Annotated in this window: 15 protein-coding genes, 2 pseudogenes and 1 riboswitch; of the genes and pseudogenes, 6 read left to right on the forward strand and 11 right to left on the reverse strand. The window is 52.9% G+C overall.

Translation table 11 applies throughout. The features are described 5' to 3' along the window. Positions 1-38 precede the first annotated feature (38 nt). The 4 genes and pseudogenes from chrA to ppa all read left to right on the forward strand — a co-directional run bounded on the left by chrA (position 39) and on the right by ppa (position 2,582). Positions 39-1,232 (forward strand): chromate efflux transporter, encoded by a 1,194-nt coding sequence (chrA, locus tag EQV96_RS11525; RefSeq protein WP_095023405.1) that lies wholly within the window; start codon positions 39-41, stop codon positions 1,230-1,232. A 72-nt stretch (positions 1,233-1,304) separates the two neighbouring features. Then, positions 1,305-1,365: riboswitch (Fluoride riboswitch) on the forward strand. Between the two features lie 137 nt (positions 1,366-1,502). Continuing rightward, positions 1,503-1,886: a fluoride efflux transporter CrcB gene (gene crcB, locus EQV96_RS11530; protein WP_095019786.1), complete on the forward strand. Its 384-nt coding sequence runs from the start codon at positions 1,503-1,505 to the stop codon at positions 1,884-1,886. 10 nt (positions 1,887-1,896) lie between these two features. Then, a pseudogene (locus tag EQV96_RS11535) lies at positions 1,897-1,992 on the forward strand (DUF190 domain-containing protein); the annotation flags it as partial. Positions 1,993-2,051: 59 nt separating this feature from the next. Beyond that, positions 2,052-2,582 (forward strand): inorganic diphosphatase, encoded by a 531-nt coding sequence (gene ppa / locus EQV96_RS11540; protein WP_203304650.1) that lies wholly within the window; start codon positions 2,052-2,054, stop codon positions 2,580-2,582. A 216-nt stretch (positions 2,583-2,798) separates the two neighbouring features. On the opposite strand, the gene EQV96_RS11545 is transcribed toward ppa, so the two are convergent. From EQV96_RS11545 to EQV96_RS11555, 3 genes are all read right to left on the reverse strand, one after another. Further along, entirely contained in the window at positions 2,799-3,233 is a 435-nt protein-coding gene (locus EQV96_RS11545) for a universal stress protein (protein WP_095019788.1), read from the reverse strand. 67 nt (positions 3,234-3,300) lie between these two features. Next, positions 3,301-6,033 carry a cation-transporting P-type ATPase gene (locus tag EQV96_RS11550; protein WP_203304649.1) on the reverse strand — a complete coding sequence of 911 codons (2,733 nt, stop codon included), beginning with the start codon at positions 6,031-6,033 and terminating at the stop codon, positions 3,301-3,303. 425 nt (positions 6,034-6,458) lie between these two features. Beyond that, positions 6,459-8,669 carry an LTA synthase family protein gene (locus tag EQV96_RS11555; RefSeq protein ID WP_095019790.1) on the reverse strand — a complete coding sequence of 737 codons (2,211 nt, stop codon included), beginning with the start codon at positions 8,667-8,669 and terminating at the stop codon, positions 6,459-6,461. 271 nt (positions 8,670-8,940) lie between these two features. Between EQV96_RS11555 and nhaA the strand changes: the two genes are divergently transcribed. Then, on the forward strand, positions 8,941-10,143 hold the full coding sequence (nhaA, locus tag EQV96_RS11560) for a Na+/H+ antiporter NhaA (RefSeq protein ID WP_095019791.1): 1,203 nt from the start codon (positions 8,941-8,943) through the stop codon (positions 10,141-10,143). Positions 10,144-10,255: 112 nt separating this feature from the next. Here nhaA and EQV96_RS11565 read toward each other — a convergent pair whose 3' ends face one another. The 3 genes and pseudogenes from EQV96_RS11565 to EQV96_RS11575 all read right to left on the reverse strand — a co-directional run bounded on the left by EQV96_RS11565 (position 10,256) and on the right by EQV96_RS11575 (position 11,325). Further along, a complete protein-coding gene (locus EQV96_RS11565; RefSeq protein ID WP_133075653.1) occupies positions 10,256-10,789 on the reverse strand; it encodes an NUDIX domain-containing protein in 534 nt (177 codons plus the stop codon). A gap of 91 nt (positions 10,790-10,880) precedes the next feature. Then, positions 10,881-10,973, reverse strand: a pseudogene (locus EQV96_RS11570) (universal stress protein); the annotation flags it as partial. A 112-nt stretch (positions 10,974-11,085) separates the two neighbouring features. Beyond that, complete coding sequence (locus tag EQV96_RS11575) at positions 11,086-11,325, reverse strand: hypothetical protein (protein ID WP_133075654.1); 240 nt, start codon at positions 11,323-11,325, stop codon at positions 11,086-11,088. A 296-nt stretch (positions 11,326-11,621) separates the two neighbouring features. Between EQV96_RS11575 and EQV96_RS11580 the strand changes: the two genes are divergently transcribed. Next, positions 11,622-13,079: a TrkH family potassium uptake protein gene (locus EQV96_RS11580; RefSeq protein ID WP_240882047.1), complete on the forward strand. Its 1,458-nt coding sequence runs from the start codon at positions 11,622-11,624 to the stop codon at positions 13,077-13,079. A 135-nt stretch (positions 13,080-13,214) separates the two neighbouring features. Here the strand turns inward: EQV96_RS11580 and crcB (EQV96_RS11585) are convergent, their stop codons facing one another. The 5 genes from crcB (EQV96_RS11585) to EQV96_RS11605 form a co-directional block, all read right to left on the reverse strand. Then, positions 13,215-13,619: a fluoride efflux transporter CrcB gene (gene crcB / locus EQV96_RS11585; protein WP_095023947.1), complete on the reverse strand. Its 405-nt coding sequence runs from the start codon at positions 13,617-13,619 to the stop codon at positions 13,215-13,217. A gap of 16 nt (positions 13,620-13,635) precedes the next feature. Then, a complete protein-coding gene (gene crcB / locus EQV96_RS11590; RefSeq protein WP_240882049.1) occupies positions 13,636-14,016 on the reverse strand; it encodes a fluoride efflux transporter CrcB in 381 nt (126 codons plus the stop codon). Between the two features lie 388 nt (positions 14,017-14,404). After that, positions 14,405-15,460 carry an ArsO family NAD(P)H-dependent flavin-containing monooxygenase gene (locus tag EQV96_RS11595; protein WP_240882138.1) on the reverse strand — a complete coding sequence of 352 codons (1,056 nt, stop codon included), beginning with the start codon at positions 15,458-15,460 and terminating at the stop codon, positions 14,405-14,407. 165 nt (positions 15,461-15,625) lie between these two features. Next, positions 15,626-16,339: an arsenical resistance protein ArsH gene (arsH, locus tag EQV96_RS11600; protein WP_240882050.1), complete on the reverse strand. Its 714-nt coding sequence runs from the start codon at positions 16,337-16,339 to the stop codon at positions 15,626-15,628. 46 nt (positions 16,340-16,385) lie between these two features. Beyond that, positions 16,386-16,856: an arsenate reductase ArsC gene (locus EQV96_RS11605; protein WP_240882051.1), complete on the reverse strand. Its 471-nt coding sequence runs from the start codon at positions 16,854-16,856 to the stop codon at positions 16,386-16,388. Between the last annotated feature and the right edge of the window lie 10 nt (positions 16,857-16,866).

Consider the following 16,866-nt stretch of genomic DNA (forward strand, 5'->3'; position numbering starts at 1 on the left):
TGGGAGCATGAATCTTGTCAGCTGAAAGTAGTACCAAGATGATTACAGCCCATACCCCGTGGACGGTTTTTCTGGTGTTCTTGCGCTTGGGATTCATCTCCTTCGGAGGGCCAATTGCACACCTAGGTTACTTCCGCGAAGAGTTTGTTGTTCGGCGCCAATGGCTCAGTGAGCGCAGTTATATCGATTTGGTCGCCCTGTGCCAGTTTCTGCCAGGGCCTGCCAGTAGCCAGGTAGGCATAGGTTTGGGGCTATCGCGTGCTGGTTTCTCTGGAGCAGTTGCCGCGTGGGCTGGGTTTACACTGCCATCGGCAATAATCCTCGTTTTGTTTGCGCAAGGGATGTCCGCGTGGGGAAATGCATTCCCAAGCGGTCTTTTGCACGGACTTAAGATCGTCGCGGTTGCTGTTGTTGCTCAAGCCGTCTGGGGAATGGCGCGCAATATTTGTACTGATGTGCCCAGGGTAACCATCGCTGTGTTTGCAGCTTGCGCAGCACTCATCTGGCCAAATGCCTGGGGGCAGATCGCCGTGATTATCTGCAGTGCTGTCATCGGTCTGATGCTTTTCAAGCCTGCTCAACAGCATACTGCTGAGCCCCTTCCAATATCAGTTAGCCGAAAAGTAGGTCTGGTATCGTTGGTGGTGTTCTTTGGCTTATTGGTAGGCCTACCATTTTTGATCCAGGTTTGGCCCTCTGAAGCACTAGCTATGACGAATGCCTTTTTCCGAGCAGGGTCATTAGTTTTTGGAGGGGGGCATGTTGTATTACCGTTACTTCAGTCTGCGACCGTATTCAACGGATGGGTAACCAACGACACATTCATTGCTGGGTATGGCTTAGCACAGGCCGTACCGGGCCCGCTCTTTACCTTCGCAGCATTTCTCGGAGCGTCCATGAACGCCCAACCCTCTGGTTGGATCGGAGCTACGGTATGCCTGGTCGCTATCTTCGCACCTTCATTCCTACTCGTAATCGGCGTGCTGCCATTCTGGGAGCAACTACGACATAGTTTTCGCACCCAATCGGCCCTTGCAGGAATTAATGCGGGAGTAGTAGGGCTACTCTTGGCGGCCTTATATAACCCAGTCTGGACGAGTGCAATTTTGAAACCTCAAGACTTCGGTTTGGCGCTGATAGCCCTTGTCGCCCTAATGTTTTGGAGGGTTCCCCCATGGGTAGTCGTCTTGGGCAGTGGAATGCTTGGATGGTGGCTCAGCGGTGTACTTTGAAAGCAAGCATCAGCCAAAGGTATCTTGATCTGTAGAGGAGGTTATTGATGTCAGTAGCGCGGATGCTATAGGATCTTATCAGGAGATGGCATTCCTCCTTTAACCGCCTTGTGCTGATGATGCCTACGTGAACCCTGGACAGGGTGCGTAGGTGTGCCTCCCTGTCCCTAATTTAGGACAGGATATGATCTTACTATTCGTGCTTCGCCCATCTTACAGCGCTGTCCCTCTGCATGCTTGGCCCTCCAGGTTTGGTAAGGAGTGCTCGCCATGCTGAAATCATTGATCGTCATTGCCATCGGCGCCTCAGTTGGTGCTTGGTTACGCTGGCTTTTGGGTATAAAGCTGAACGCTCTATTTCCTACGATTCCTCCCGGGACTGTAGTCGCGAACATGGTCGGGGGTTATCTCATAGGGCTGACCATCGCCTTCTTGGCTGCATCGCCTTCGCTCAGCCCTGAATGGCGCCTCCTGATCATCACCGGATTTTGTGGTGGTCTTACCACTTTTTCTACATTTTCAGCCGAAACAGTCACCTTGATTCAGGAAGGAAAACTGCTCTGGGCGCTTGGCTCAATTTCGTTGCACGTGGTTGGTTCGTTGACGATGACCACTGCCGGGCTTCTTTCATACCAAGTGATTGGTACTCGCTGAGGGGATAGACATGAAAGGCTTTATGGTCGTTTTCTTTACTCAACAAAACCGTCGCTATCAGGGAAAGATGTTAGGTGAATGGATCGTCGATTTGCCAAAAGAAATGAGCCCACTTGGGATAGATCCGTCCGACGCAACCACTTCTACAACATCGGAGGTAAGAACATGAGCTACGCGGACATTCCTGCTGGTAACGCGATCCCCGATGACTTCTTCACAGTTATTGAGATCCCTGCAAACCACTCGCCGATCAAGTACGAGGTCGACAAGCAGAGCGGACAGATCTTCGTTGACCGCTTCCTAAGCACACCGATGTTCTATCCGGCCAACTACGGGTTCATTCCAAATACGTTGAGCGATGACGGAGATCCTCTGGACGTCCTGGTGGTTTGCCCTTATCCCGTCTCACCTGGAGTTGTCATCCGCAGTCGCCCGGTGGGTGTGATGTACATGACTGACGAAGCCGGAGCGGATGCCAAGGTGATCGCTGTGCCTCATGAAAAACTCAGCTCGATGTACAGCGACGTAAAGGAGTGCTCAGACCTCCCTGCGCTACTCCTCGCACAGATCCAGCATTTCTTTGAAAACTACAAAGCATTGGAGCCGGGTAAGTGGGTGAAGATGGGGCGTTGGGGGAGCGCGGATGAGGCGCGGGAAGAGATTCGCAAGTCGGTAGCTGCGTATATTCCCAAGTAGGTTTCACTCCAAATTGAAAGCATCAGCCGGGAGTCAGAACTGAGGGGCAAGTGATTTGCCTCTCAGTCGCTCGGGACATCAAATGTCGAGGGAACCACACGCATAGAAAAGTGGATGGCTATGCTGCGCATGACTCAACTCAATCAAAGTCATTCCAGAATATCGGCCTTTGATAACCCACTTATGGGGTCGCGCTAGCATGCATTTGACGATTTCCTATTTGACTAAGGTGATTGGTATATCTGAGAGCTGAATCACCTTTGCCGCGACAGAGCCCAGAAAAATCCCTGCAAGAAAGCCGTTGCCATGTGAGCCTAGGATGATGTTGTTACATCCTAAAGAGTGTGAGCACGCCACGATTTGGCTTGCTGCATCGCCTTGTAAGGTGTGAAGTGTAAATGCAACCCCTTCCTGCTTCAGAAGCACCCCAGCTTTTTGTGAGCTCTCAGCACTTTTATCACCGTAGTAACGATCAATCTCATCCGCTCTCATGTCGTGTGCAATTCGAGTTGGTAACAGTGGCTGTACATTCACCAGATGTACCTCAACACTACCGCCCAGTAATCCGCCATCTTGGATTAGCCCAATAAGGTAACGCACTGCGCGCTCCGAGTGCTCGGAGCCATCGACAGCTACAAGTATTTTATGCATTTTCTAAATCCTCTTTCAGTGGCATGAAGATGCTTGTCGTTAGGGGATTGCCAGCTTGCAATCAGTTCTACTCGGACAGGCGGATTCGAATCTGTTTTTCAATCTCGATGATCGCAAAGAGCGCAACACCGACCCCGATGATAAGTAGGCCATCAAGGAAGGGGATCGCTTCTGTGGCAAACACCTTTTGCAGAGGTGGCGCGTAGGTGATGGCGAACTGGGCCAAGGTAACCACTGCGACGGTCATCCACACGACCTTGGTGCCACGAATGCCCTTCCAGGTGAGCGATGTGCTGTAGAGATTACGAATAAAGAACAGATGGAAAATTTCCATCACGACTAGCGTATTCACCGCGATGGTTCGGGCCAACTCCACGGAGTAGCCACGGTCGAGCGCATACGAAAAAATGCCGTAAACACCACAGAGGAACAGAATAGAAACAAGCACCATATGCCAGACTAAAGCACCGCTTATCAATGGCTCTTTGCGCGAACGAGGCGGTCTGCGCATGGTGTTATCTTCGGTGGGCTCGAATGCCAACGCTATGCCGAGCGTTACTGCGGTTATAAGATTAATCCACAGAATCTGTATCGGCGTCACCGGCAGTGTAAGGCCGAGGAGCAGGGCCACGATGATGCTCATGGCTTCACCTGCGCTTGTGGGAAGCGTCCAGCTCAGGACTTTCTTAATATTGTCGTAGACTGTACGCCCCTCGCGCACTGCAGCAACGATGGACGCGAAGTTGTCATCAGCCAGCACCAAGTCGGCAGCTTCCTTGGCGGCGTCACTACCTTTTCCCCCCATAGCGATGCCAGCATCGGCACGCTTTAGCGCTGGTGCGTCATTAACGCCATCGCCCGTCATTGCCACTGTCATGCCATTCGACTGCAGCAGCATGACCAACCTGAGTTTATGTTCAGGGCTGGTACGAGCAAAGATATTGACTTCCTTTACCGCCTCCTTGAGGGCGGCATCGTTCATGGAGTCCAGGTCTACACCAGTCAGCACCTTGTCGGGATTATGCAAGCCAATCTGACGACCGATTGCGGCGGCGGTGCCGCCATGATCGCCAGTGATCATTTTTACAACAATTCCCGCTGCCTGGCATTGTTGAACTGCCTTTATCGTCTCGGGTCTAGGCGGATCAATTAGCCCGACCATGCCCAACAAGGTTAACTTCCCTTGCACGTCCCCAAACTCCAACACAGTGTGCTCTGGCTGAACTGACCTAGCTGCAAACGCCAATACACGCTGCCCTTTTGCGGCGATGGTGTTTGCCTGTTCGTACCAGTAGTCCGCGTTAAGGGGCTCAGTCACGCCATCGGTTACGAACTGCCGCGTGCTCATGGCCAGTATTTGCTCTGGCGCACCTTTTACATAGATAGAAGCATGGCGATTATGGTTGTGATGGAGGGTCGCCATAAAACGGTGTTTCGCGTCAAACGGAATGGCATCGCTTCGTGGCCAGGTACGATGATCTTCATCGCTATCTATTCCGGTTTTTCCGGAAAACGCTAGCAAGGCTCCCTCCATCGGATCGCCTTCAACCGTCCATAAGTCTTTATTCTGGCGCAGCACGGCATCGTTGCAGAGACCTGCTGCTCGCCCCAATTCTGAGAGCGCAGGGTGAGACGATATCTCGATCAGCTGATCGGCAATCCTGAAGCCTCCCGCTGGCTGATAACCTGCGCCATCGACCGTGAAGAGAAGATCGTTCGTGACGACCGATGCGACCATCATTTCGTTGCGGGTCAGTGTTCCAGTTTTGTCAGTGCAGATGACGGATACCGAGCCTAGTGTTTCGATGGCAGGCAGGCGACGCACGATAGCGTTGCGGCGAGCCATTGCGCGAACTCCGACAGCCAACGTGATGGTAAGGACGGCGGGCAATCCTTCAGGTATCGCCGCTACTGACATCCCGACTACGATCATGAAAATCTCTGTGAACTCGTAGTGCGCGACATAATGGCCGAACACGAGCAGAAGTCCACCGACTAGCAAGATCAAGATCGTCAGCCAACGTGCAAAGACGTTCATTTGCTGCACCAGCGGAGTTGTCAGCGTTTCTACTCCAGCAATTAGCGTACTGATGCGGCCGATCTCAGCTGCAGCTGCGGTAGCAACTACAACCCCTGTAGCTTGTCCGCATGTCACGAGCGTACCGCTGAACGCCATGCAGGTACGATCACCCAGAGCGGCTTTAAGGCCCACTGGTTCGGTATGCTTTTCTGCGGGTACGGACTCACCTGTGAGAATTGCTTCTTGAATTTGTAGTCTGTTCACGTGCAGCAGACGTAAATCAGCAGGGACTTTGTCTCCCGCCTCCAGCAATACGATATCGCCCGGTACTAGCTCCTCGCCCACAATACTTAAGCGTTGGCCTGCGCGAATCACGGCGGCGTGCGGTGCCAGCATCTGCCGGATAGCGTCCATGGCTTTTTCCGCTTTGCCTTCCTGGACGTAGCCAATGATTGCGTTTGCAATGACCACCGCCAGAATCACCACCGTATCCCACAGATGCTGCAGCATCGCGGTAATCGCAGCGGATCCTAGAAGCACATAAATCAGAATGTTGTGAAATTGCAGCATGAATCGCAGCCAGGCGGGTCGCCGTGCGGCTTCTGGCAAACGATTGAAACCAGTGCGGTCAAGCCGGGCTTGAACTTCGGCGGCCTCCAGCCCGACATGCTCATTGACCTCAAGCAGGTTTGTCACCTGCTCTGCAGGTAGGGAGTGCCAGGCCACGGAATGCGGAGGGATTGGTGTTTGCCCCGTTGATGCGTCGACCACCTGCTTCATCAATGAGTATCTCCTGTGCACACAGCTCAAGTGAGACGGGCTGAGGTGATCATGAGCGAGCGTGGGAATATAAGGCTGAAAACATTATTTTCGGTCTTACATCCTATAGTTCCTTCTAGCTGACAGGAACTATAGATGTAACGCAATCAACCGGCTGGCAATTACTGATGTAGATCAAACTATCAGCAGCAATTAATGTGACAAAATGTTTTGGTGAGAAGTTTAATCTTCTAGATTTTTATCTAATATTGCATGCAACCGAGCACTGCGCGAAGCAAAAACGGGGAGGCATAAATACTACTGCTGCTTTTAAGAAAACTCTGTTTATTCACTATATGGCATGCAGTTTTTGCAATATTCCTGTGTTGCCTTGTAAAACCCGGAATATTAATGCTTTCAACTTAATCCCAGTTATGCATAGCGCCCTAACTTGATTTAGCTACGTTATCAACCTGGGACTCTTCCAGCGCCTCCGGTGCTTCTAGCAGCTCGGTAATAACGCTGAAGTCACTCACTTCAACGGCACCTAGCCCATAGCCAAGCAGGTGGAACGAGAACGCTTTACGCGGCTGCGTATTATCGAAACTGAAGTCCATCTCCAGCGGCTGATCGGCAGTGACGACCATTTCTGCTGGCAGCCCCAGTGGCACATCCTGCTCCAACTCCTTGGCTTTCAGCAGGATGTAGGCGTTCTGCTGTGGATCTAAAGAGCGCACGGTCAGGCGCACGCGTGTTTGTGAGCCCTTGGGCATTTCCAGATACTGAGCACCGATCAGGTTGTCAGCCCAGTCATCCTTGATCTGTGCCTGAAGCGGGATGATGGTGGGACTGCCGAACTGGTAGTGCTGGTTCAACGGTGTCCGGATCAGCGAATGATCCAGCGCCGAGGCTTTTGATGTGATTTCTCGTGCTCGTTTGCCCCCGTACTGTCCAGCAAGGGTAGCGTGGTCGGCAATGAACCCTGCGCTATTGTAATTCCTGCAACGCTGTTGAAAGTCACACTCGATCAAGGTGCCTTGGCCATCGTGATAACGCAGCTTGTCGTTGGTGAACGACATGATCTCGCGGCCTGTTTCATAGTCACGAAACAGCGAGCGACCGCTCAAGGCTGAGGGGACAGGTAAGGCGAAATAGTCGAGTATTGAGGCACTCAGATCGACATGCCCGTAGACCCCAGACTTTACCTTGGGCAACTGATCCTGCTCGGGCGCTAACATCAGGTTGAAACCCCAAGAGGAAGCTAGGCGCACTCCATCAATTCCGTGAGATTCGTCCGAGGTGATCACCACCAAGGTGTTTTTCAAGATGCCTTGGCGTTCCAGGCCGTTGAGGAATTGCCCTAGGGCATCATCCAGATATCCGACGGCAGCCTGCTTGGGTGTGTCGTAGCGCTCAAGATAGTCCTGAGGGGCCGAATAGGGTTGGTGGGTGCCAACGGTCAGCAGGGTCAGCATCCATGGTTTTTTCTGCTTTTTCAGCTGGCCGACGTAGTCGAGTGCCCCTTCGAAGAACGCCTTGTCGTCTTTGCCCCAAGGAAAATCTAGATAGTTGCTATTGGTGAACCATTCCAAGCCGTGGGTAGCATCGAAGCCAATGTGCGGCATGATCTTGTCTTTGGCCATGAATCTAAGGCCTGCACCCTGAAGGTAGTGCGTGGCGAATCCGTTCTTGTGCAGTTGGGCTGGGAGGCACGCCTTGTTCCGTTTGTTCTGGGTCAACATCTCAACCCCCTTGGGCGTTCCGTTGTCCAGTTTGTCGTAATCGCCGCAAAGCATAGCGTAAAGGCCGCGAATGGTTTGATGGCTATGCAGTACATAATCCGGCGTATTCATTCCGCGTTCTGCCCAGCGACTGAGGTTGGGCATGAGATTTTCTTGATAGCTGCTGTGCAGGGCTTGGCGGTTGACGCCAACGTAGGCACCAGGAATACCTTCCAGCGCGATGATCAACACATTTCGCGCCCGCCCTGGTGCCGCGAGCAATTTCTGTCCGTCCAGATCGAGTTGAGTAAGCCCCGCCATTTGCGGTGGAACATCGACAACATCACGCTCCAGCCACTCTTCTGCGCTTGCCTGAACATCGCCAACGCTCGCGGCCATCAACTGATGTGGCAGGTTGAACAAGCGCCACTGGTCTTCTTCTGAGGGGTACAGGTGCTGAGCACCCCAATGGGTGATCAACAGCAGTAGCGGTGCTGCCCACGCGTTTCGTGGCAAGCTCGGAGACGTAGCGGAGCGTCCTAGGTACTGCGTGACCAGCCAAACCACCAGCCCAAGAAACAGAGTAGCGGCCAGCCAAGGCTGGGCGAAACCACCCCCGGTAGAGTTTTCCAAAAACTGAGGGTCGATCAGGTAGTGCAGGTCTGATGAGTTGGGAAGCCTACCGACCGCGCTGACCAGTTCGGCAGTCGCCAGAGTCATAAGCCCCCATGCCAGCAATACCGGTAGCGCTAACCACCAAGGACAGCGATGCAAGAGTACGATGAGCAGGCTCGCAATTCCCAGATCTGAAAGATAGCCAAGTGGATTCGACCAACCCAGAGCTGCACGCAGGCACAAAGGCATGATCAGAACCAGTCCGATCAAGGCGATGAGACGTGCACGGGGTTGACTTAACCAGCGATGGATAACGTTCACGCAAAGGCCTTCCAGACATTAAATCTTCATATAAGTGTGCTGGATGGTATCAAGCAGTGGGACGACTCATCGGGTTATTCGAAAAGGAGACGGTGGATCGAGTCAGTGACGGCATTGGTGCTTGGACGTAAGCCCTATTTCAGAGGCTTGCGTTGAGGAATACTCGCTGACTATGCCCTTCAGCATTAACTGTTTCAGGCTGTTTAACCCCGCCGCGCATGTATGGGCCAAGTGTTAATATATTACCTTTGAAGTGATCCCAAGGACGTTGATGACTAATCATCAAGCTAAAGCCGAAACCCCTAGAGCAGCCGCGATTCTGGCTCGCTTCCTGTCGTCGGAGTCCGCTGGCGGTCTTGTGCTGATGGGCGCAGCACTCGCGGCACTAATCGTGGCCAACTCGCCTCTCTCGCAAAGTTATTTTGCAGCCTTGCACAGTGTCTGGTTGGGCATGTCTGTCGAGCATTGGGTCAATGATGGCTTGATGGCGATCTTCTTCCTGATGGTCGGACTCGAGATCAAGAGAGAGGTTCTGGCAGGAGGGCTCTCCACTTGGGGACAGCGCGCCTTGCCTGGATTTGGTGCCGTCGGTGGCATGGTTGTGCCTGCGCTTATTTACATCGCAATCAACTGGGGTAATTCTGAGACGTTGAAGGGGTGGGCTATTCCAGCCGCTACCGACATCGCATTCGCCTTGGGCGTCTTGTCGTTGCTGGGGAAGCGAGTCCCTACGTCGCTGAAGGTCTTCCTCGCTGCCTTGGCGATCATTGACGACCTGGGTGCTGTGGTTATCATCGCCTTTTTCTACACCACTGGTCTTTCCATGCCGATGTTGCTGGCATCGCTCGCAACCCTAGTCATTCTGATCGCAATGAATCGATTGGGCGTCAGACGATTATTCCCATATATGCTGGTCGGTGGTGTGCTGTGGTTCTTCGTGCTGCAGTCGGGGGTGCATGCCACTCTTGCGGGTGTTGCCGTTGCACTGTGTGTCCCAATGGGCAAGCCAGAAGAGGAAGCCAGGTCTCCACTGCTCTTCCTAGAAGAGAAGCTGCACATGTGGGTAGCATTCGCTGTGGTGCCGATTTTCGGCTTCGCCAACGCGGGTGTTTCATTAGCCGGTATTTCGATGGAAAACCTAGTCGATCCGGTTCCGCTGGGTGTTGCGCTCGGCTTGTTGGTGGGCAAGCAGATTGGCATTTTCCTATTGGCTGCTCTGGCCATTCGTATGGGCTTGGCCAAACTGCCGGAAGGCAGCAATTGGGCACAGCTTTACGGCGTTGCGCTCTTGTGTGGCATCGGCTTTACCATGAGCCTGTTCATCGGAAACCTGGCGTTTGCTGGATCAGCTCACCTGATCGACGAAGTAAAAGTCGGTGTGTTGATCGGTTCGACCTTGGCTGCAATCGGTGGAGTCCTGATTTTGCGACGCAGCGCTGGGCCCGCCATTGTCGCCGCCACGGTCTCTAAATAAGCGTAAGCGAGCCGGCCACGGAGTTTCTCCCAGACAGAAATCCTGTGGCTGGAACATCGTCTCGCGAAGTGAGGTCATCGTGCTTTACGCCACAAGCTGCTGAGATAGCCCCTCAAAGGCTGATTGGCGGCATCAACTCGGACGCGACTTTTTTCAGCATGAACGTTTCGCGCTGAATTGACTGCCCCATCGATGACTCCTGACGCTGCATCACGGCTTCATTATGCGTTATGGCTTCATGCAGGTTGATCCAGACAGGCCGCATACCATTAGCGATTTCGTGGCTTTCCATTCTCACGGGCGCTAGCTGGGGCGCGACTTCGCATTGATAAAAATGCGAGGTCATGTGCATCAGATCGTACTGTGGCTTCCAGTAGGGCCGGTACTCCTCGATATAACCGTAGTGCTGGAGTACCTGTATTTCACGGGCACCAGTCTCTTCCTCAAGCTCACGCCTCAGGCCTGTGACAATGTCCTCGTCACCATCAAGACCGCCTCCAGGAAAGCTGAAGTCGTTATAGCGCTCGGTGAACAGCAACAGGATCTGATCATCCCGAATCACGATGCCGCGTGCTGCATGTCGACGGAATACTCTGCCCTGTTTGGATTTCAGCTCGGGGTGAACAATTTCAGTTATGAGTTGCATGTGGTCTCGTTACGGCAAGATCAGTAGTCATCGTCCAGAGTGGCCACGGCATTTCCGCAGTTCTGGAAATACTGTGGCCAATGGAATTGGCTCAGCGAAGCAGCAATACGGGTAAAGTGGATGTTCGCAGCATCGTCGTGGTCGTGCTGCCTACCAGAAACTGCCTGATGCGAGAGTACCCGTATCCAAACCGAGGTAAATGGGGCTTTTGATTAATGCCTGAATGGCGACTGCGGTTTCAGTGCCGACCCCCATGTCCACGGGCTCGGTGGCGAGCCAGATGGAGTCGATGCTGATCATCGCAGCAGCTCTCGTAGGAAAGCGGAACACGCCGCTGCATTTTCTGCCGGCCAGCTCACAACGACTACGCCTTTTGAATGAGGCACTTCGATCAGGATCGTGCTGGGAAGGACTTGATGCACCGCTGCCGATGGCGGCGTCTTTACCGGAATAAAGGCACTTTTAAGCGCCAGTTTTTTTTGCGTACGCACCCGAATCCATTTATGGACGAGGTTGGCATTGAGGTTGTAGGTCAAGGCAACATTGACAATCGAGGTGTCAGGCTGCGCACACTCGGCAATGACTTAGGCCTTGAAGGATTTAGAATAGGAACGGCGTTCTTGCGGCATGGGTGTCCGCTTAATTTAGGTGGAAACCATCGCCTTAAGCGATGGCATCAGGGAGGTGTATTGCCCGGACGGTTACCGCCAACGTCCGCAAGATGCTGGTGTGCGCTGCCGCCCTAATTTATTAAAGATTTTACGAAAATTTTACAACCCCTAAAGATGGAGCATCCAATACTGCACTGCGCTAATTCATCAGGCTATTTTATATGTCTCTCGCAGGACTACGGCTTATCGGATTCATCTTAGGCATTTTTCTAATCACGCTAGCTATAAGCATGATTATCCCAATGATCACACTGGCGGTCTATGAGCGGGATGGTGGCGATCTTTCAGCTTTCCTGTGGTCTAGCTTAATCACATCTGTCTGCGGCCTTCTGTTGATCGCACGAGGACGCCCAGATACCGCCCAGCTTCGTCCCAGGGATATGTACCTGCTAACTACTGGCAGTTGGGTTGTGGTGTGCATCTTCGCATCGCTGCCAATGGTGTTTATCAGCGACATCAGTTACACCGATGCATTCTTTGAAACAATGTCGGGCATCACAACTACAGGGTCAACGGTACTCACTGGCTTGGATACCGCTTCACCGGGATTATTGATCTGGCGCTCAATGCTGCATTGGCTCGGCGGTATAGGCTTCATAGGCATGGCTGTAGCGATCCTTCCACTGTTGCGGGTGGGTGGCATGCGTCTCTTCCAGACAGAGTCCTCAGACTGGTCGGAAAAAGTAACGCCTCGCTCCCATGTGGCCGCCAAATACATCCTCTTTCTCTACTTGGGACTCACGGGGCTCGGAGCGCTAGCTCTTTGGGTCGCTGGAATGACGCCGTTTGAAGCGGTCAACCACGCCATGTCCTTGATCTCAACTGGAGGATTCTCGACTTCGGACTCTTCACTGGGGCATTGGACGCAGCCAGCGATCCACTGGGTAGCTGTGGTCATCATGATTCTGGGTAGCCTACCGTTTACCTTGTATGTTGCGACATTGCGCGGCAACCGGCGTGCGCTGATTAAAGATCACCAAGTACGTGGATTTATTGGATTCTTGATTGTGACCTGGCTGGCCGTAGGGACATGGCTCTGTTATCACAGCGATTACGGATGGTGGGATGCGTTTCGTATCGTCGCAGTCAACGTGACCTCTGTGGTCACTACTACCGGAGTTGCTGTTGGCGATTACACGCTTTGGGGGAGCTTTGCAGTTCTTTTGTTCTTCTATTTGACCTTTGTTGGAGGATGTTCGGGCTCCACAGCTGGGGGCCTCAAAATCTTCCGTTTTCAGGTTGCTGCGACTTTACTGATAGGTAGCTTAAAGCAACTAATCCATCCAAGAGCCGTGATTCAGAAGAAGTACAATGGCCATCCAATTGACGAGGAAATACTACGCTCGCTTTTGACTTTCTCATTTTTCTTCAGCATCACCATTGCAATTATCGCCTTAGGACTTGCCTTGATCGGCCTGGACTGGACAACGGCATTGAGTGGCGCGGCTACTGCGGTGTGTAACGTGGGCCCTGGAATTGGCACCATCATCGGGCCTGCTGGTAACTTCTCATCATTACCTGACGCAGCAAAATGGTTGCTCACCATCGGCATGCTGCTGGGCCGATTAGAGATACTCACTGTACTGGTACTTATCACACCCGTTTTTTGGAGGTACTAATGATGATTAAGAAAGTAGCCATCTAAGATTCTGGTTGGTTAGATTTTAGCCAACCCAGCATGAAGCCCGGAGGGCTACAAATATACGAAATAAAAAGCCCTCAATACTCAAGGGCTTTTTATGTATCCGGAACGTTTAGTGCGAAGAGTCCGCTGCTGGTATTGGCGAGACCTTGGCCCCGGCTACGAGGCCCAACTCCACTGCAGCAAATCCGATGACTAGACTGAGCACTAGATAACTGATGGACACGAACACACTGGCGGGATCTTTCATCATCTCCACGGCGCCAAAGACAAAGCTTGAGAACGTCGACAGGCCGCCCATGATCCCGGTGCCGACCATGACGTGTACGTATTGATTGATCCGGTTGCTCTTGAACAGTGACGTGGCCACCCCCAGCAGGAAGGCTGCGACGATATTGACGACAAAAATATCCATGGGAAAGCCGTCGGCCAAGCGCGGCACTGACAGCATGACAAATTCGCGGCACATGGCGCCAAACGCGCCGCCGACGAAAATCAGAATAATCATGTTCAACATGGTGTTTGCTCCTGTGTCAGCGCGCCAGCCAGGCGCCGAATGCGGCGGCGGCCAGACCGACCAGTACCGAGATGATCAGATAACCTGCCGCCCATGCACGATCCTTCGCCTTGGTCAGTTTGGAAGCATCCAGCTGCATGCTACTGAACGTTGTGTAGCCGCCAAGAATACCAGTGAGCACGGCAGCACTCAGGAAGTCGCCGTAGCGGTCACGCCAGTCAACGGTAAACAGAATGCTCAAGTAACCGATCACAAAGGCGCCACTGACGTTGATCAAAAACGTACCCAGCGGGAATGATCCCTTATAGAACTGCCCCACCCGCAGTCCGATCCACCAGCGCAGCAAAGACCCCAGCCCGCCCCCCAATCCGACCCAAAAAACATCCAGCGCAGTCATGAAGTTCCCTCTCGTGCCTGTTGATAATTTCAGGGAACTCTAGTTGATAAAAACCGCGTAGACATGAATGAGGCATCAATCGATAGGACACGTCGCCTGCATGGTAGGCATGCCAGTACCGACATAAGTGGGGGCTGTACAGCCCTGTCCGCCCTCTTGCTTCAAAGCAACCGTTTCGGCTGAAAATATAGAAAAGTGGCGTGACCGCAACAGAAACCCGTGTTTATAAGGAGGCGCCACTTAGGGCTTAAGGTCGTAAAGTCCAAGGTATGAGGCTGACCCAATCAACGCTCATTGAGCATCTTCTGCGCAGAAGTACTGATAGTGGGCATTGATTCCCAAGCTTAAAGTCGCGTCATAGTAGGTGCGCTTGATCTACTACGAACCATCAGGCTACGCCCGCGAGATAGCTATGCACTTGTTTGACCACATCTCGTGCAGTACGGGTCACGCCGATTAATGTTGCAGAAGCGAGCCCCGTCCAATCGCCGTAACCCACCAGCCATAAATTGGGTAAATCAACACTTCGGTTTTCGTCCACTGCTACTTTGCCGTCCTGGCCTACAAGGCCTAGGTTGGTAAGGTGGTCTAGCGCTGGAAAAAACCCGGTGCACCAGATAACGACATCCACCGTCGTCTCATGTCCTGACGGCCATACGACACCTGTCGGAGTAAAATGAGTGAACGGTCGTACCGCGTTCAGCACACCGCGTTCACGAGCCTCTTTTACCGATGGAACCATAACGATATCACCTAGCCCACCTATGAGTTCTTTAGGTTCTGAGCCCTCCTGCTGGGCTTTCAATCGAGCCGTAGCTCGTTCGAACAGGACGCGGCCGTCAACCTCATCAGGCAGAAACCTTGGGACTTCTTGAGTCACCCAGGTTGCCTGGGCTACTTTGGAAACCTCGGCGTAAATCTGGGCTCCCGAGTTCCCCCCGCCCACGACAAGGACGGTCTTTCCCTCAAACCTATTCGGGCCTACATAATGAGCGGAATGAAGCTGCTGTTCTAAAAACAACTCCTGCCCTAAATAACTTGGAATGAATGGACGGTTCCAAGTGCCTGTTGCACTGATGACCGCTCTGGCATCCCAATATCTATCCCCCGAAACAACGCGCAAACCGTCTTCAATTCTCTCAACACGGGATACCCACGTAGAACGAATGATGGGAAAGTTGTATCGCTTTTCATACTGAGTCAGATAATCGACAACATCGTCACGGCTAGGCGTTTCTTCCGACACAGCAGGCATAGGCCAGCCTGCAATCGAACTCCATGAAGACGGAGAAAATAGTCGGAGTGAATCCCACCCATGCTGCCATGCGCCTCCTGGCGCCGGGTCTGCATCAAGTAGCACGTATGACATACCTGAACGCTTCAGAAAATAGGCGGTTGCGAGTGCGGATTGGCCGCCGCCAATTACTACGACATCAAATTTCATATTTGGATTCACCGCTATTACTCCATGCTCATTCTTTCAGCTTCATTTGCGTCGGTTCAGCCCCTGCAGCCATTGTTGCGGATCAACGCCAAGGTGTTGCGAGAGGTGCCACACTCCGGTTCTAACAGATCGTGATCTGACTCATGCAATTCCCACGTAATGACACTAAATAGAGCGCTGATTGACACGCTCGGACAGCTCTTCTGCGGACTCTTTGCGCTCGGAATATCTATCAACAAGATAGTCCTGGCGATCCCTCAGAAGTAGGGTGAACTTCATAAGCTCTTCCATTACGTCCACTAGACGGTCGTAGTACGAGGACGGCTTCATCCGGCCTGCCTCATCAAACTCGGTGAACGCCTTGGCCACCGAAGATTGGTTGGGGATAGTGAACATACGCATCCACCGACCCAGTACCCGTAACTGATTGACCACGTTGAAAGATTGCGAACCTCCACACACCTGCATCACGGCAAGAGTCTTCCCCTGCGTAGGACGTACGGCGCCCATTGCCAGCGGAACCCAGTCAATCTGTGCCTTGAAAACTGCACTCATGGAGCCATGACGCTCTGGGGAACACCATACTTGTCCTTCAGACCACAGCATCAGCTCGCGCAGCTCTGCGACCTTTGGGTGAGTCTCCGGAGCATCGTCTGGCAATGGCAAACCCGATGGGTCGAAGATTTTGGTTTCAGCGCCAAACCCCTCCAGCAATCGGGCTGCTTCCTGAGTTACCAACCTACTAAAAGAGCGCTCACGTGTTGATCCATAGAGAAGCAAAATTCGAGGTTTATGGAATGACGGCGTGCGCGGTTCCAGTTGCTCTAGCGAAGGGATGTCGATCAGGTCGTCGTGTACGTTCGGCAATGTCTCTTGCATATAAACTCCTGCAGCGGTGCCAAGCTGGCACCGCCTCTGTTGATCTTTAAAGCGTACCGATACGGTTCAGTTCAGCCTTGAGCTCGTCAGCGCTCATGTTTTGCAGCGGCAGCGCAAGGAACGTGGCAACACGCTCACGAATTTTGTCGAGAGTGGCGTCAAACGCTGCCGTAATCTCGGACTCTGTACCTTTGGCTTCGGAAGGGTCGGCCAAGCCCCAATGCGCCTTCAGAGCTGACCCGAAAAAGATTGGGCACGCCTCACCCGCAGCCCGATCACAAACAGTAATAACGATGTCCGGAGGCGAGCCTTCAAAAGCGTCCGAAGCCTTGCTGCCCAAGCCCACCGTGGAAATACCGGACGCTTCAAGCGTTTGTAATGCCCGTCGATTCACTCGACCACTGGGAAAGCTTCCAGAGCTGACCGCTTCGACGCTCTCAGGCGCCAAGTGATTGAACAGCGCCTCAGACAGAATGCTTCGGCAGCTGTTGTGGGTGCACATGAACAAGACTTTCATCAAAAGATTC

Source organism: Pseudomonas sp. TMW22080, assembly GCF_022496745.1.
Taxonomy (GTDB): Bacteria; Pseudomonadota; Gammaproteobacteria; order Pseudomonadales; family Pseudomonadaceae; genus Aquipseudomonas; species Aquipseudomonas bubulae.

Bases quoted from the DNA above. Each gene is read 5' to 3' on its own strand.
- crcB (WP_095019786.1), top strand. From the start codon at position 1,503: ATGCTGAAATCATTGATCGTCATTGCCATCGGCGCCTCAGTTGGTGCT.
- EQV96_RS11605 (WP_240882051.1), bottom strand. From the start codon at position 16,856: ATGAAAGTCTTGTTCATGTGCACCCACAACAGCTGCCGAAGCATTCTG.
- EQV96_RS11595 (WP_240882138.1), bottom strand. From the start codon at position 15,460: ATGAAATTTGATGTCGTAGTAATTGGCGGCGGCCAATCCGCACTCGCA.
- EQV96_RS11545 (WP_095019788.1), bottom strand. From the start codon at position 3,233: ATGCATAAAATACTTGTAGCTGTCGATGGCTCCGAGCACTCGGAGCGC.
- EQV96_RS11580 (WP_240882047.1), top strand. From the start codon at position 11,622: ATGTCTCTCGCAGGACTACGGCTTATCGGATTCATCTTAGGCATTTTT.
- EQV96_RS11565 (WP_133075653.1), bottom strand. From the start codon at position 10,789: ATGCAACTCATAACTGAAATTGTTCACCCCGAGCTGAAATCCAAACAG.
- crcB (WP_240882049.1), bottom strand. From the start codon at position 14,016: ATGACTGCGCTGGATGTTTTTTGGGTCGGATTGGGGGGCGGGCTGGGG.
- nhaA (WP_095019791.1), top strand. From the start codon at position 8,941: ATGACTAATCATCAAGCTAAAGCCGAAACCCCTAGAGCAGCCGCGATT.
- crcB (WP_095023947.1), bottom strand. From the start codon at position 13,619: ATGTTGAACATGATTATTCTGATTTTCGTCGGCGGCGCGTTTGGCGCC.
- arsH (WP_240882050.1), bottom strand. From the start codon at position 16,339: ATGCAAGAGACATTGCCGAACGTACACGACGACCTGATCGACATCCCT.
- chrA (WP_095023405.1), top strand. From the start codon at position 39: ATGATTACAGCCCATACCCCGTGGACGGTTTTTCTGGTGTTCTTGCGC.
- ppa (WP_203304650.1), top strand. From the start codon at position 2,052: ATGAGCTACGCGGACATTCCTGCTGGTAACGCGATCCCCGATGACTTC.
- EQV96_RS11550 (WP_203304649.1), bottom strand. From the start codon at position 6,033: ATGAAGCAGGTGGTCGACGCATCAACGGGGCAAACACCAATCCCTCCG.